The sequence below is a fragment of the Pseudomonas sp. 300 genome (assembly GCF_055803035.1).
Genome location: NZ_JAVLRV010000001.1, coordinates 303196 through 317921 on the forward strand (window position 1 = coordinate 303196; position 14726 = coordinate 317921).

The 14726-nt window shown below is 58.9% G+C and carries 17 protein-coding genes; 10 read left to right on the top strand and 7 right to left on the bottom strand.

Going from position 1 to position 14726, the window contains the following annotated elements:
* Nucleotides 1-162 precede the first annotated feature (162 nt).
* From hisB to hisF, 5 genes are read left to right on the top strand one after another with little or no spacing between them, the layout of a single operon-like run.
* Nucleotides 163-756: an imidazoleglycerol-phosphate dehydratase HisB gene (hisB, locus tag Q7W83_RS01440; RefSeq protein WP_003218037.1), complete on the top strand. Its 594-nt coding sequence runs from the start codon at nucleotides 163-165 to the stop codon at nucleotides 754-756.
* The gene (gene hisH / locus Q7W83_RS01445; protein WP_150631814.1) at nucleotides 756-1394 is read left to right on the top strand and encodes an imidazole glycerol phosphate synthase subunit HisH; all 639 of its coding nucleotides are present in this window, start codon (nucleotides 756-758) and stop codon (nucleotides 1392-1394) included. The genes hisB and hisH overlap by 1 nt, the downstream gene beginning before the upstream one ends.
* Complete coding sequence (locus Q7W83_RS01450) at nucleotides 1395-1652, top strand: DUF2164 domain-containing protein (RefSeq protein ID WP_150631813.1); 258 nt, start codon at nucleotides 1395-1397, stop codon at nucleotides 1650-1652.
* Nucleotides 1653-1694: 42 nt separating this feature from the next.
* Nucleotides 1695-2432, top strand: coding sequence for a 1-(5-phosphoribosyl)-5-[(5-phosphoribosylamino)methylideneamino]imidazole-4-carboxamide isomerase (hisA, locus tag Q7W83_RS01455; protein ID WP_150631812.1), 738 nt, complete (start codon nucleotides 1695-1697; stop codon nucleotides 2430-2432).
* A gap of 9 nt (nucleotides 2433-2441) precedes the next feature.
* Nucleotides 2442-3212, top strand: a complete 771-nt coding sequence (gene hisF / locus Q7W83_RS01460) for an imidazole glycerol phosphate synthase subunit HisF (protein ID WP_007972752.1) — start codon at nucleotides 2442-2444, stop codon at nucleotides 3210-3212.
* A 28-nt stretch (nucleotides 3213-3240) separates the two neighbouring features.
* Here hisF and Q7W83_RS01465 read toward each other — a convergent pair whose 3' ends face one another.
* Nucleotides 3241-4767 (bottom strand): trypsin-like serine peptidase, encoded by a 1527-nt coding sequence (locus tag Q7W83_RS01465; protein WP_473655587.1) that lies wholly within the window; start codon nucleotides 4765-4767, stop codon nucleotides 3241-3243.
* 215 nt (nucleotides 4768-4982) lie between these two features.
* Between Q7W83_RS01465 and Q7W83_RS01470 the strand changes: the two genes are divergently transcribed.
* The gene (locus Q7W83_RS01470) at nucleotides 4983-5738 is read left to right on the top strand and encodes a substrate-binding periplasmic protein (RefSeq protein WP_150631810.1); all 756 of its coding nucleotides are present in this window, start codon (nucleotides 4983-4985) and stop codon (nucleotides 5736-5738) included.
* A gap of 3 nt (nucleotides 5739-5741) precedes the next feature.
* Here the strand turns inward: Q7W83_RS01470 and Q7W83_RS01475 are convergent, their stop codons facing one another.
* The 5 genes from Q7W83_RS01475 to gpmI all read right to left on the bottom strand — a co-directional run bounded on the left by Q7W83_RS01475 (nucleotide 5742) and on the right by gpmI (nucleotide 12273).
* Nucleotides 5742-6980 (bottom strand): trypsin-like serine peptidase, encoded by a 1239-nt coding sequence (locus Q7W83_RS01475; protein ID WP_150631809.1) that lies wholly within the window; start codon nucleotides 6978-6980, stop codon nucleotides 5742-5744.
* 104 nt (nucleotides 6981-7084) lie between these two features.
* Nucleotides 7085-7867 (bottom strand): divergent polysaccharide deacetylase family protein, encoded by a 783-nt coding sequence (locus tag Q7W83_RS01480; RefSeq protein WP_150631808.1) that lies wholly within the window; start codon nucleotides 7865-7867, stop codon nucleotides 7085-7087.
* 1 nt (nucleotide 7868) lies between these two features.
* Nucleotides 7869-9188 carry a S41 family peptidase gene (locus Q7W83_RS01485; RefSeq protein ID WP_150631807.1) on the bottom strand — a complete coding sequence of 440 codons (1320 nt, stop codon included), beginning with the start codon at nucleotides 9186-9188 and terminating at the stop codon, nucleotides 7869-7871.
* A 34-nt stretch (nucleotides 9189-9222) separates the two neighbouring features.
* Nucleotides 9223-10515, bottom strand: coding sequence for a murein hydrolase activator EnvC family protein (locus tag Q7W83_RS01490; protein WP_150631806.1), 1293 nt, complete (start codon nucleotides 10513-10515; stop codon nucleotides 9223-9225).
* 228 nt (nucleotides 10516-10743) lie between these two features.
* A complete protein-coding gene (gene gpmI / locus Q7W83_RS01495) occupies nucleotides 10744-12273 on the bottom strand; it encodes a 2,3-bisphosphoglycerate-independent phosphoglycerate mutase (RefSeq protein WP_458378006.1) in 1530 nt (509 codons plus the stop codon).
* A 153-nt stretch (nucleotides 12274-12426) separates the two neighbouring features.
* On the opposite strand from gpmI, the gene Q7W83_RS01500 reads away from it, so the two are divergent.
* Genes Q7W83_RS01500 through secB form a run of 3 tightly spaced genes read left to right on the top strand, consistent with a single transcriptional unit; the run spans nucleotide 12427 to nucleotide 13629 of the window.
* Nucleotides 12427-12840 (top strand): rhodanese-like domain-containing protein, encoded by a 414-nt coding sequence (locus tag Q7W83_RS01500; protein WP_150631804.1) that lies wholly within the window; start codon nucleotides 12427-12429, stop codon nucleotides 12838-12840.
* Between the two features lies 1 nt (nucleotide 12841).
* Nucleotides 12842-13096: a glutaredoxin 3 gene (gene grxC, locus Q7W83_RS01505; RefSeq protein WP_473655588.1), complete on the top strand. Its 255-nt coding sequence runs from the start codon at nucleotides 12842-12844 to the stop codon at nucleotides 13094-13096.
* Between the two features lie 41 nt (nucleotides 13097-13137).
* Complete coding sequence (gene secB, locus Q7W83_RS01510) at nucleotides 13138-13629, top strand: protein-export chaperone SecB (RefSeq protein WP_027922165.1); 492 nt, start codon at nucleotides 13138-13140, stop codon at nucleotides 13627-13629.
* Nucleotides 13630-13758: 129 nt separating this feature from the next.
* On the opposite strand, the gene Q7W83_RS01515 is transcribed toward secB, so the two are convergent.
* Nucleotides 13759-14214, bottom strand: coding sequence for a tRNA (cytidine(34)-2'-O)-methyltransferase (locus Q7W83_RS01515; protein WP_473655589.1), 456 nt, complete (start codon nucleotides 14212-14214; stop codon nucleotides 13759-13761).
* On the opposite strand from Q7W83_RS01515, the gene Q7W83_RS01520 reads away from it, so the two are divergent.
* The gene (locus Q7W83_RS01520; RefSeq protein WP_150631803.1) at nucleotides 14213-14653 is read left to right on the top strand and encodes a hypothetical protein; all 441 of its coding nucleotides are present in this window, start codon (nucleotides 14213-14215) and stop codon (nucleotides 14651-14653) included. The two genes, Q7W83_RS01515 and Q7W83_RS01520, sit on opposite strands and share 2 nt — an antisense overlap.
* Nucleotides 14654-14726: the final 73 nt, after the last annotated feature.

A 14726-nucleotide genomic window follows, 5' to 3' on the forward strand; every position in this document is an offset into this window, starting at 1 on the left:
CCACATTTGTTTTGTATTCCGTCCGATTGGCTTGTATGGACATGTCTATCTCCGACACCCCTGAATTCCCTCCGTCAGCGATATCACCTCCCGTGTTTCTGTTTCCCGCCCGCGCCCCTATAATGGCTGCCTTTTTCGCCCAATGATTTTGCGGAGCTGGTGATGGCCGAACGTAAGGCGTCAGTCGAGCGCGATACTCTGGAAACCCAGATCAAAGCCTCGATCAACCTGGATGGCACCGGAAAGGCCCGATTTGATATCGGTGTTCCTTTTCTTGAGCACATGCTGGACCAGATCGCCCGTCACGGGCTGATCGACCTGGATATTGTCAGTAAGGGCGACCTGCATATCGACGACCACCACACCGTGGAAGACGTCGGTATCACCCTGGGTCAGGCCTTCGCCAAAGCCATCGGCGACAAGAAAGGCATCCGTCGCTACGGCCACGCCTACGTGCCGCTCGATGAAGCGCTGTCGCGCGTGGTGATCGACTTCTCCGGCCGTCCAGGCCTGCAGATGCATGTTCCCTACACTCGCGCCACCGTTGGCGGTTTCGATGTTGACCTGTTCCAGGAATTCTTCCAGGGCTTCGTCAACCACGCGCTCGTCAGTCTGCACATCGACAACTTGCGTGGCACCAACACCCACCACCAGATCGAAACCGTGTTCAAGGCATTCGGCCGCGCATTGCGCATGGCCGTAGAGCTCGATGACCGCATGGCCGGTCAGATGCCGTCGACCAAAGGCGTTCTGTAATGCAGACGGTCGCGGTTATCGATTACGGCATGGGCAACCTGCACTCGGTGGCCAAGGCCCTCGAGCACGTCGGTGCCGGCAAGGTCCTGATCACCAGCGATGCCGATGTGATCCGCGAAGCTGACCGGGTGGTATTCCCCGGTGTCGGCGCGATTCGCGATTGCATGGCGGAGATTCGTCGCCTGGGCTTCGATTCGCTGGTGCGTGAAGTCAGCCAGGACCGTCCGTTCCTCGGCATTTGCGTCGGTATGCAAGCTTTGCTCGACAGCAGTGAAGAAAACGACGGCGTCGACTGCATCGGCCTGTTCCCGGGCGCGGTGAAGTTTTTCGGCAAAGGCCTTGTTGAAGACGGCGAACACCTGAAAGTCCCGCACATGGGCTGGAACGAAGTGAAGCAGACGATCTCGCATCCGCTGTGGCACAACATTCCGGACCTGGCGCGTTTCTACTTTGTGCACAGCTACTACATCGCTGCCGGCAATGCGCGGCAGGTGGTGGGTGGCGGTCACTACGGTGTCGATTTCGCCGCAGCGCTGGCCGATGGCTCGCGTTTCGCGGTGCAGTTCCACCCGGAGAAGAGCCATACCCATGGCCTGCAATTGCTGCAGAACTTCGCTGCGTGGGATGGTCGCTGGTAAATGGCCGTCAAGAAGAAGCCGCCGATCCTGACCCTCACTCCCGAACAGGAGACCGAGGCCAATCACAAGATCAAGCGCTTCATGGAGGATCGCTTCGAACTGGACCTGGGTTCGTTCGAAGCGGCCGAAATCCTTGAGCTGTTTACCCGCGAAATTGCTCCGCACTATTACAACAGGGCGATTTTCGATGTGCAGACGCACCTCAAAGAGAGGTTCGAAAGCATCGAAAGCGACCTGTGGGCGCTCGAGAAAAACTGATTTTCGAGCGAAGCTGAACAATCGAATTTGAAGGTTTGCCAGATGCTGATTATTCCCGCTATCGATCTCAAGGACGGTGCCTGTGTTCGTCTGCGCCAGGGCCGCATGGAAGATTCCACGGTGTTCTCCGATGACCCGGTGAGCATGGCCGCCAAGTGGGTGGAGGGCGGTTGCCGTCGTCTGCATCTGGTCGACCTGAACGGCGCCTTCGAAGGCCAGCCGGTCAACGGTGAAGTGGTCACTGCCATCGCCAAGCGCTACCCGAACCTGCCGATTCAGATCGGCGGCGGTATCCGCTCCCTGGAAACCATCGAGCACTACGTGAAAGCGGGCGTGAGCTACGTGATCATCGGCACCAAGGCCGTGAAAGATCCGGCTTTCGTTGCTGAAGCCTGCCGCGCGTTCCCGGGCAAGGTGATCGTCGGCCTGGATGCCAAAGATGGCTTCGTGGCTACCGATGGCTGGGCTGAAATCAGCACCGTGAACGTTATCGACCTGGCCAAGCAGTTTGAATCTGACGGTGTGTCCGCGATCGTTTATACCGACATCGCCAAAGACGGCATGATGCAGGGCTGCAACGTGTCGTACACCGCTGCGCTGGCGGCTGCCACGCGCATTCCGGTGATCGCTTCCGGCGGTATCCACAACCTCGGTGACATCAAGTCGCTGCTCGACGCCAAGGCGCCAGGCATCATCGGCGCGATCACTGGCCGGGCGATCTACGAAGGCACCCTCGACGTCGCTGAAGCGCAAGCTTTCTGCGATTCGTACAAAGGCTGAGGACTGACCATGGCGCTGGCCAAACGCATCATCCCTTGCCTGGACGTGGACAACGGCCGGGTCGTCAAAGGTGTGAAGTTCGAGAACATTCGTGATGCCGGCGACCCGGTGGAAATCGCCCGTCGTTACGACGAGCAGGGTGCGGACGAGATTACTTTTCTCGACATCACTGCCAGCGTCGACGGTCGCGACACCACGCTGCATACCGTTGAACGCATGGCCAGCCAGGTGTTTATTCCGCTGACCGTTGGCGGCGGCGTGCGCACCGTGCAGGACATTCGCAACTTGCTGAATGCCGGCGCGGACAAGGTGTCGATCAATACCGCCGCCGTCTTCAACCCGGAATTCGTTGGCGAGGCTGCGCAACATTTCGGTTCTCAATGCATCGTCGTCGCCATCGACGCGAAGAAGGTCTCCGGCCCGGGCGAAACCCCGCGCTGGGAAATCTTCACCCACGGCGGGCGCAAGCCAACCGGTCTCGACGCCGTCGAGTGGGCGAAGAAGATGGAAGGCCTGGGTGCCGGTGAAATCCTGCTGACCAGCATGGATCAGGACGGCATGAAAAACGGCTTCGACCTGGGCGTGACTCGCGCCATCAGCGATGCGCTGGGTATTCCGGTGATCGCCTCCGGCGGCGTCGGCAACCTGCAGCATTTGGCCGACGGCATTATCGAAGGTCACGCCAGCGCAGTTCTGGCGGCGAGTATTTTCCACTTCGGCGAATACACCGTGCAGGAAGCCAAGGCCTACATGGCCCATCGCGGGATCGTGATGCGATAACGCGTCCGGAAAAACTTCCGGACCGATGTCAGTTGGCAACTTCAGCCTTGAGGGGCGCCGCCTCTTGAGTGCCTGCCGCAGGCAGCAAGTCGACCCTCGGCTCTGACGCCTGCCCCGATTTATCGTAGGCGATGGAGCAGAGCTTCCCCGGAAGGTCGTGGCCTGGAATGAAGAAATCCATGTCCACGTCGTTCCTGTAGTTTTCAGGTTGAACGCAGTCTGTCGTTGCGACGGGACCATATTTTATCGAATAGGTCCTGTGCGGCTCCTCCGCTTTCGCCAGGGCCACATAGACTTCGGTCACGATCGACAGATCTGGCGGGGTGGTTGGCTTGTTATCCAGTATCTCGACTGGCAGGGACAGTACATTTTTCAGAAGTCCCGATTCGGGTTTTTGCGTCGCAGAATCAACGCCGACAATGCACAGAACATAGAGACCGGGTTCACGCCCTATTTCGGAATTGATGAAAGCATTTGTTGAGCCCTCGGCATCGCTGTAGTGATGAGGGCTCTCGCACTCCATTGCCTTGCGCACGGTTTTATGACGATAGAAGCCGGTGCTGATGGAGAATCGGTAGTTCCAGGTCGGAATGGCAATTGAGCCGTCATCCTGATGTTTGACCCGTTGGTAACTTTCCAGCGTGGTAGCGTCGGTGTCGATGGTGAACGCCGGGAAGAGTTGGCAGGACGACGGCGGTTTTTTTGCGATCCGACCTTCCACGAAGCACCCATTGAGAAATGCCGTCGGATTACCGTATACATTTCCCGGTATTGCCTGATAAGCCTCTCCAACGGGGGTGCACGGGGCATCCACGCGGCATGGAACAAGGCTTTCATCAAAATTTCCTGTCCCGATCACTCCAACGATCTCATTGGAGGCGCGATCCAGTAGCGGGCTTCCTGAACCGCCTCCCCGGACATCCTGACAACGAGTCATGAACGTGTTGCGCCATACCCAGGCGCCTTCAACGATTTCCTGCGCCGGTTGCAGAGCACAGGCCGACATCCGCAGCGTGTTTTGATCAAAGCCATATGGTGCCCCGACGATCAATACGTCGGTCCCGTCTACGGGTTTTTCGCGCGCCAGTTTCAATGGCTGTATGCCATTCTCGATGAGCTTCTGCAGGCTGACATCCAGCTCGACGATGGCCATATCAACGCCTTGTATGCTCCGCCATGTCGTCGTCTTAAGCGGATAGGTCTTGAATGCGGTGCTGTCAGTGAAATAGTTGAATGTGAGGGTGCCGTTAACCGGTCTGTCTGTGACGATGTTGCCATTGGTCAATTCGATGCAGTGGCCTGCAGTAAGCACGTAAGCGGGAGTTCCTGGCCGCTCGGGTTCATCGCGTGTATCCAGAAGGGTCGCGGTACAGTTGCCTAAGCCGGTCGCCAGGCGCCCGATCGCTTGCCAGTGGTCGCGGGAGCCGTTGGTGTTTTCAAGCACTACCGAAGGCGCCAGGTTCTGCAGGCCTTCGCCATAATCACTGCCGTTTGCAAAGCACGGAGCGCTCAGTGAGCACATAGCGCTGGTAAGCAGTAAGGGGATCGGATTCATTGAAAGTGGTCTCTGATTAATATGAAAAAAACCGGCCCGTCGCCGGGTATTGGCAATTAATCAGATGCGGCGCGGTGGAGTGCGGTAACTATCTATCGCAGTGACGTGACACCCATTATTTTAACGATCTACATAAGGCTGTTATCAAAAGGCCAGTAGACAGTATGGCGGGCTCAAGGCACTCTTGGGCACGCCATGGATTTCGGTAGCCCGACATGATCAAACGCCTTCTTCTTGTCCTTGCCAGCGCTTATCTGTTGCTCATCAATGGAGTGCACGCTGAAGAAAGTCCCGACACCGATCTGGTGTTGCTCACGGAAAATTTCCCGCCGTACAACATGGCGAAGAACGGCAAGAACTTCGCTCAGGACGAGAACATCAACGGCATTGCCGTGGACATCGTCCGCGAGATGTTCAAACGCGCCAACATTACCTACAGCCTGACCCTGCGTTTCCCTTGGGAGCGAATCTATAAGCTCGCCCTGGAGAAACCCGGTTACGGCGTATTTGTGATGGCGCGGTTGCCGGACCGCGAGAAGCTGTTCAAGTGGGTTGGCCCGATTGGTCCGGACGACTGGATCATGCTGGCCAAGGCTGACAGCAAGATCACGCTCGAGACGCTGGATCAGGCGCGCAATTACAAGATCGGCGCCTACAAGGGCGATGCGATTGCCGAGACGCTAGCCAAGCAGGGACTGAAGCCGGTCGTTGTGCTGCGCGATCAGGACAACGCAAAAAAACTCGTCAACGGTCAGATCGACCTGTGGGCCACTGGTGACCCGGCAGGCCGCTATCTGGCGCGTCAGGATGGGGTGACAGGACTCAAAACCGTGCTGCGCTTCAATAGTGCCGAGTTGTACCTGGCGTTGAATAAAGACGTTCCGGATGAAACCGTCGCCAAGCTGCAAGCCGCGCTGGATCAGCTACGCAAGGAAGGTGTGGTGGACGACATCATGGCGAAGTATCTGTAGCCATCACTTCGATACAACCTGAGACGGAGCGGCCGGCGTCGCGCTCAAGTACACGGCACTTGTAAACACGTTATTCAGCGTCGCGCTTGTCAGCTGCTGTTCCCCTGAGGCGACGCCGATAATACAGAGCGCATGTGCGCCGCTTTGTGGCCCGATTTCACTATTGATGTAAGCCTCTTCAGCGCTGATGGCGGCGCTGTAATTGTCGGAAGCTTTGCAGTCCCTGGCGTTATGGACCGTTTTGTGGCGATAGAAGGGCGCCTCGAGGGAGAACCTGAAATCCCACGTAGGCAATACGATCTGCCCATCTGCATTTTGCGTTCTATGAACGTATGGCTTGAACTTCCAGGGCTCCGTGACAGTCAGCTCGACCGGCTCCAATGAACAGTTCGCCCCATCTCTGGTGAAGACACCGTCAGTAAAGCAGTTGTGAAGAAAGTTGGCGGAGTAGCTGTAGTTGAAACGGGCGGCCTTGCAAGACGTCGAGTGCTCACAACCGGGCGGCGCTGGGGTATTGCGCGACATCGCGATTTTACTGACGATGCCGGTGACTTCATTGGTGCGGCGGTTCAGCATCGGGCTACCGGAGCTGCCAGCGTAAAGGTCGCAGCTGTTTTTCATGGCTAAAGGGAACACCCCGGGATGATCGATGAATGTTCCGGCGGTTTGTTCAGCGCAGGCGCTCAATCGAAGCCCCTGTTCGGTAAAGCCACCCGGCGCGCCAACGTTAAGCACATCCTGACGCTCGTAGGTTTGATGGGGCGCCAGCTTGAGCGGGTTGACCCCGGCCTGTATCAGCGACGCCAATGTCGCGTCGACCTCCAGTACTGCAAGATCGGTCCCGACCAGACTGCTCCATCGGGCAGTTCGGATGGCGTATCGGCGCTTACGCTGTGGCATGTCATGAAAGTAGTGGAAGGTGACGCTGGCTTCCAAAGGCTGATTGGTCCGCGCCGAACCGTATTGAAAGAGCACGCAATGACCGCTGGTGAGCAGATAAGCAGGGCCAGTGGCTTGGCGGTGTCTGTTTCGCGTGTCCAGCAGAACGGCGCTGCAGCTCTCGCCGGATTGGAGGCTGAGTCGTCCCACGCCGCTCCAGGTTTCATAAAAATGTTCGCTGTTTTGCAGTGCCCTTGACGGTGAGTCGTTGATAGCGCCTTCGCCAAGATCGCGGGCCTGCACTGCGGAATTAGCCAACAGGCCAATCAGGCCGGCGAAGCAAAAGAAGCTGAGATATTTCATGTCCATTCCTTGGTGATGAAATTCAGGGTGAGCGCTATCGTGGCACGCGGCGGTGTACCGGCAGGTATAAATAGTTATCGCGAAATGGAGTGGGCTGCGAGGAACTACCGTGCGGTCGGGAGACGGTACTGGCCATCCTTGCCGTGCGCTGCCGTTGCACGATTGCCGCGCACACTGATCATCTGTTTGATATCGATCCAGTCAATGCCCTGAGCCTTGAGCTTGGGCAGCTCACGTTCCAGTACCGCCAGAGTCTGCGGATACGGATGCCCGATCATCACTGCAGAACCCTGCTTGCGCGCCAGGCTGATAGCCGTCTGTAGCTGAGTAAAAATTGCGGTTTCAGTGCGTTCATCATCCAGAAACACATCCCGCGATACACTCGCCAAACCGATCTTCTGTGCCTCGGCTGCTGCCACGGTTTGCGCGCTGGTTCGGCTGTCGACGAATAACTTGTGTCGGCGCTGCAAATCCGCCATCAACCAGGCCATGGCGGGTTGCTGTGCGGTCATGCGACTGCCCATGTGGTTGTTGATGCCAGCGGTATATGGCACCACCTTGAACGCCGTGTTCAGGCGCTTTTCGAGTTCTTCGATGGGTAACTCGGGGTGCCAGGCGAACGGCCCCGTGGCCGGGTCCATCGGCATGTGCAGGATAACGATCTTGCCGGCGCGATGGGCTTCGCGAGCGAATTCGGTGGCGTGGGGTGTGTCAGGCATGATCGCCGTGGTCACCGGGCCGGGCAGGGCCAGCACGCGGCGATCCCGGGGCAGGTTCTGCCCCAGGTCATCGATGATCAGGCTGATGTAGGCTTTTTGCGGGGCGGGCGCCGCGTGAGCAACACCCGCCAGACAGCACAGCAGACCGAGAACTAACCGCAGGCGCATCTCAGCGGCCGGAGGTGATGCTCAACCCTTTGAGCAGGCTCAAGGCCTGGGCCAACTGGTAATCATCATCCTGTGGCATTGCCTTGGCCTTGCCGGCGGAACCGGTCGGTTTGTCGGCGCCGCCGTTGCCATTGCCCAGGTGGCCTTGCAGATCGGCTTCCTTGAAGTACTCGCCGTCCTGCTCGCTGGTGATCTTGGCCTTGCGTACTTCGATGTCCGGGACGATGCCCTGAGCCTGGATCGAGCGGCCGTTCGGCGTGTAATACAGCGCCGTGGTGATCTTCAGCGCGCGGTCGTTGTTCAGCGGCAGCACGGTTTGTACCGAACCTTTACCGAAACTGGTGGTGCCCATGACCACCGCGCGTTTCTGATCCTGCAAGGCGCCGGCAACAATTTCCGAGGCCGAGGCACTGCCGCCATTGATCAGCGCAACCATTGGCACGGCTTCGCTTTCGTCTTTGCCGGTGGCGGAGAAGCGCAACTCGGAATTGGCGATGCGGCCCTTGGTGTAGACAATCAGGCCTTTGGTGATGAAGTGGTCGACCACTTCCACTGCCGCCTGCAGCACGCCGCCCGGGTTGTTACGCAGGTCGAGGATGATGCCTTTGAGCTTCTTGCCGTTGTCCTTGCGCAACTTGGCCAGGGCCTTGGAGACTTCGTCGCCGGTCTTGACCTGGAACTGGGTGATACGGATGTAGCCGTAGCCGGACTCCAGCAGTTGGCTCTTCACGCTCTTCACCTGAATGATGGCGCGGGCCAGGGTCACGTCGAACGGCGTGCCACCATCGCGAACCAGGGTCAGGGTGATTTTCTGGCCGATCTTGCCGCGCATCTTGTCCACGGCTTCGGTCATGGTCTGGCCGCGGGTCGGCGCACCGTTGATCTTGACGATGAAGTCGCCGGCCTGAATGCCAGCCTTGGACGCCGGGGTGTCATCGATAGGCGAAACCACCTTGATGAACCCGTCTTCGGCGCCGACTTCGATGCCCAGGCCGCCGAATTCGCCGCTGGTGCTTTCCTGCAATTCAGCGAAGTCTTCCGGGCCCAGGTAGGCGGAGTGCGGGTCGAGGTTGCTGAGCATGCCTTTGATGGCGTTTTCCAGCAGGGTCTTGTCGTCCACCGGTTCGACATAGGCTGCCTTGATCCGGTCCATGACCTCGGCAAAGGTGCGCAACTCTTCCAGCGGCAACGGCGCCTTGGTGGTTGCCGCAGTGCCCGCAGGCGCGACCGCCGGAGCCGGTTGAGCAGCGAACGCCAGAGGCGCGCCGATCACCAGGGCGATCGTCAGGGCCAGCGAGGTAAGACGGGACAAATGCAGCATGTCGAACGAACTCCTAATGTAGGTGACTCAACGCCTATCCTTGCGCGCGGCACCATTGCGCCGGATCACTCGGGTGACCCTGCTGACGAATTGCGAAATACAGTGCTGGTGTGTCCTGCCCGCCACTGTTGCCGACAGTGGAGATGGACTCACCGGCTTTCACCACGTCACCCGCAGACTTGAGCAACGTCTGGTTGTGACCATAAAGACTCAAAAAACCGTTGCCATGGTCGAGGATCACCAGCAGACCGGCACCGCGCAACCAATCGGCAAACACCACGCGCCCGCCGTGCACGGCATGCACCTGGCTGCCGGCGGAGGCGCTGATCATCACGCCGTCCCACTTGGTGCGGGCGTCGTCGCCACGGGTTTCACCAAAGCGTGCCAGCAGTCGACCATCAACCGGCCATGGAAGTTTGCCGCGAGTTGAAGCAAAAGGGCCGCCGAAGGTCTCGCCTGAACTGGATACCAGTGCGCCGGGTGTCGATTTGACGGGTTTGCGTGGGGCGTCGGTGGCATCTGCTTGAGCCTCGGCCTCACGTAAACGCTTTTTTTCGGCTTCCTGCTGGGCAATCAGCGCTTTTTGCCGCGCTTCTTCTGCCTCTCGAGCCTGGCGAGCCAGGGTTTCTTCGATGGTTTTAAGGACTTTAGACAGGTCGGCCTGATCCTGCTCGCGGGCGGCCAGCTTCTGGTCGCGCGCCTTTACGTCGTCGCTGAGTTTGGCGAGGACTTGCTGGCGCTCCTGACGGACTTTGTCGAGTTCGTCGCGCTGGCTGTCGAGACTGCTCTTTTGCACCAGCAATTGCGCTTGCTGCAGGGCGATGTCTTTTTCGACATTGGCCAGTTGGCGCAGGGTTTCGTTGAAACTCTTCAACTGCTCAAGGCGGGCCTGGCTCAGGTAATCGTAATAGGTGAGGGTGCGGGCGAATTTTTCCGGGTTTTGCTGGTTGAGCAGCAGCTTCAAATACTCCTGGCGGCCGTTCTGATAGGCCGCGCGGGCCTGAATGGCGATCAGTCGTTGCTGTTCAGTGCGCGCGCTCTGGAGTTTTTTTTTCTCACCATCGAGACGCTGCAGCTCGGATTCGCTTTTCTTCAGCTCTTTTTGCAGGGCTTCGACCTGCTTCTCGAGCTTGCCCATCTCGGTCTCGGTGCCCTTGAGGTCTTTCTGCACGCCGGATTTTTCTTCCTGGAGCTTGCCCAGCAGTTTTTTCAGCTCGGCGATGTCCTGACGCGTGGCGTCCAACTGTTGTTGGGTTTGCGCGCGCTCGTCAGCAAAGGCCGGTTGGAGCAGGCAAGTCAGGGCAAGGGCTATCAGGACGCGAAGCATAGAGGCGGGTGATACCAGGGAAAGGGACGGCCTAGTATGCCCGCCCCACGCTGCAAAAAAAACGCCCAATTGGGGCTGTGTGATAACCGGCCTGCAAAACACTGAAAACTAGTGTGGGAGCTAGCCTGCTAGCGAATGCGGTGGGTCAGGCAACGTTGATCTTGGCTGACACTCCGCATTCGCTAGCAGGCTAGCTCCCACAGGGTTTGGTGGTGTTTTAAAGACCGATTACACCAGTATCGAAGTCCCGGTCATTTCCGCCGGTTTTTCCAGGCCCAGCAGCTTCAACATGGTCGGCGCCACATCCGCCAGCACCCCACCATCGCGAACCTTGAAATCACGCTTGCCGACATAAATGAACGGCACCGGTTCGGTGGTGTGAGCGGTATGCGCCTGGCCGGTGGAGGCGTCGGCCATTTGCTCGACGTTGCCGTGGTCGGCGGTGATCAGCGCTTCGCCACCGACTTTTTCCAGCGCATCGACGATGCGGCCGACGCACAGGTCCAGGCATTCCACGGCTTTCACCGCTGCATCAAACACGCCGCTATGGCCGACCATGTCGCCGTTGGCGTAGTTGACCACGATCACGTCGTAACGCTGGTTTTCGATGGCATCGACGATGCGGTCGGTGACTTCCGGCGCGCTCATTTCCGGCTGCAAGTCATAAGTGGCGACTTTCGGCGACGGGATCAGGATGCGCTCTTCGCCCGGGAACGGTTCTTCGCGACCGCCGGAGAAGAAGAAGGTCACGTGCGCATATTTCTCGGTTTCGGCGATGCGCAGTTGGGTCTTGCCGTTTTTCGCCAGGTAGTCGCCGAGCACGTTGTCCAGGCTGCCGGCGGCGAAGGCCGAGGGGGCTGGGATGCTGGCGGCGTATTGGGTCAGCATGACGAAGCCGGCCAGTTTTGGCTGACGAGCACGCTCGAAATCCTTGAAATCGTCTTCGACGAAGACCCGGGTCAGTTCGCGGGCGCGGTCGGCGCGGAAGTTCATGAACACCACGGCGTCGCCGTCTTCGACTTTCACCGGCTCACCGATGGAGGTGGCTTTGACGAATTCGTCGCTCTCGCCACGTTCGTACGCGGCCTGCAGGCCTTCCTGAGCGGTGGCGGCATTGAATTCGCCGTTGCCATCGACAATCAGGTTGTAAGCCTGGGCTACGCGGTCCCAGCGGTTGTCGCGGTCCATGGCGAAGTAACGGCCAATAATGCTGGCGATCCGGCCTTTGCCGAGGGCCTGGAAGGTCGCGTCGAGCAGTTCGATGGACGACTGGGCGCTTTTCGGCGGCGTATCACGGCCGTCGAGGAAGGCGTGCAGGTAGATTTTTTCGGCGCCGCGCTTGTAGGCCAGTTCAGCCATGGCGACCAGGTGATCCTGGTGGCTGTGAACCCCGCCATCGGACAGCAGGCCCATGAAATGCACGGCTTTACCGGCGGCAACGGCTTTATCCACCGCAGCGCAAATGGTCGGGTTCTCGAAAAACTCGCCGTCGCGGATCGATTTGGTCACGCGCGTAAAGTCCTGATACACAACACGGCCGGCGCCCAGGTTCATGTGGCCGACTTCGGAGTTGCCCATCTGGCCATCCGGCAGACCGACGTCCATGCCGCTGCCCGAGATCAGACCGTTCGGCACCGTGGCCCACAGGCGGTCCAGTACGGGCTTCTTCGCCGCATAGATGGCGTTGGATTCAGGGCTCTCACTGTGACCGAAGCCGTCGAGGATGATCAGGACCAAAGGTTTAGGCGTGGTAGTCATGGATTCCACTCGTGGCTGAGTTAAAAGAGGGCAATGGAAAAGGGAGTGGCAGTTTAAAGCGAAGTTCCGACGGCGTCACCGCCGGACGGGGTTTGGCCCACCATAGTGGCTGTGTATACTGGCCGACATTTTAACGCCCTGGAACCTCCTTCGATGGTTGCTCACCTGATTGAATTTGCCACTAACCACTATCTGCTCGTCGGTATCTTCGTCGTACTGCTGGCGTTGCTGATCGCCTATCAGATGCAAGGCGGCGGCCGCAGCCTGAGCACCGGTGAACTGACCGGGCTGGTCAACAAGGATGCGGGCGTTGTGATCGACATTCGTCCGGTCAAGGATTTCACCGCCGGTCACATTGTTGGCGCGTTGAACATTCCTCACGACAAACTGGCGGCTCGCGTCGCCGAACTGGAAAAGCACAAGGCCAAGACCATCATCCTGGTCGACGCCATGGGCCAGACCGCTGGCACTCACGCTCGCGAACTGATGAAATCCGGCTTCACCGCCGCCAAGCTGTCCGGCGGTATTTCCAGCTGGAAAGGCGACAACCTGCCGCTGGTGAAGTGATATGAGCAACGTCGTCGTCTATTCCAGCGATTACTGCCCTTATTGCTCGCAAGCCAAGTACCTGCTCGAGAACAAAGGCGTGGCCTTCGAAGAGATCAAGGTCGATGGCAAGCCGCAGGTGCGCGCCGCCATGGCCCAGAAGGCCGGACGTACGTCCGTGCCGCAGATCTGGATCGGCGAGCGCCATATTGGTGGCTGTGATGATTTGTTTGCCCTTGAGCGCGCCGGCAAGCTCGACGCCATGCTCAAGGCCTGAATGCCTTCCCTATAAGACCCCAAGATCAGAAAGGATCTGAGATGACTGACCAACAGAACACTGCAGCCAGCGAAGAAGAAACCGCACCGCAATTCTCCTTGCAGCGCATCTACGTACGTGACTTGTCTTTCGAAGCTCCGAAAAGCCCGGCGATCTTCCGCCAGCAGTGGGAGCCGAGCGTCGGTCTGGATCTGAACACCCGTCAAAAGGCGCTGGAAGGCGACTTCCACGAAGTCGTGCTGACCCTGTCCGTGACCGTGAAAAACGGTGAGAACGGCGAAGTGGCGTTCATCGCTGAAGTGCAACAGGCCGGGATCTTCCTGATCAAGAACCTGGACGACGCTTCGATGAGCCACACCCTCGGCGCGTTCTGCCCGAACATCCTGTTCCCGTACGCTCGTGAAACCCTGGACAGCCTGGTGACTCGCGGTTCGTTCCCGGCCCTGATGCTGGCCCCGGTGAACTTCGACGCACTGTACGCACAAGAACTGCAACGCATGCAGGCGGCGGGCGAGACTCCGACCGTTCAATAAGCGATTTAAACACCAAAGCAATTTCAATGTGGGAGCGAGCTTGCTCGCGAATAGGGAGTGTCAGAGACATCAATGTCGCCTGACAAACCGCTTTCGCGAGCAGGCTCGCTCCCACATTGGTTTGTGGCGTTATTTGAAACCGAGCTGGCGCCAGCCTTCGTACACGGCAACCGCCACGGTGTTCGACAGGTTCAGGCTGCGACAGCCTTCGCGCATCGGCAAACGCAGACGTTGTTCGCCGGGCAGGGCATCCAGCACTTCGGCGGGCAAGCCCCGGCTTTCAGGGCCGAACAGGAAGGCATCACCCTCGGCGAAGCTCGCGTCGTGGAACGGCCGCGAACCCTTGGTGGTGAACGCGAACATTCGTGGATGGCCAAGGCTCTCCAGACAGCTGGCGAGGTCTGCATGGCGTTGCAGGGTGGCATACTCGTGATAGTCGAGGCCGGCCCGGCGCAGGCGCTTGTCGTCCATCTCGAAGCCCAGCGGTTCGATCAAATGCAGGTGGCAGCCACTGTTGGCGCACAGCCTGATAACGTTGCCGGTATTCGGCGGAATTTCTGGTTGAAAAAGGATGACGTGAAACATGCACGGCTCCGAAGGTAAAGATGACGGGCATTCTACGCCGCAAGCGGATGTCCGATCGAAACTATTCCCCCGCGTGATGGCTTCGCTGGCGATTGTCGGGGTGATGGTGGGGCTGATGATCGGTCGCCTGACCACGCCCGACCCCAGCGAACTGCAGCAAGTCGACGTGACGAACGACGGGCTGGTGGTGTGGTTCAACAACGAGCCCAAGTCCCACGGCGAGTTCGTCGACGGTAGCCTGGCATTGCTGTTCGAGGCTGAAGGCAAAGCACAGAAAGGCCAGCTCAAGCTCAACGACAAGAGCGTGAACTGGCGCGTGCGTTTGAGTGATGGGGGATTGTTGCTGTCGGTGGTGGCGGCCCGGCCACTGCAAGGCGAGTGGGCCGGTAGCGAGGTCGATGACCGCTGGCGGCTGGAGATCCATCTCCGAGAGCAATAAAAGAGGGAATCCCCGGCCTGCCTGTACCAAGGTTCCCAAAACGGCAGGGCTCGCGCGTTGCGTCGTGAGCCCG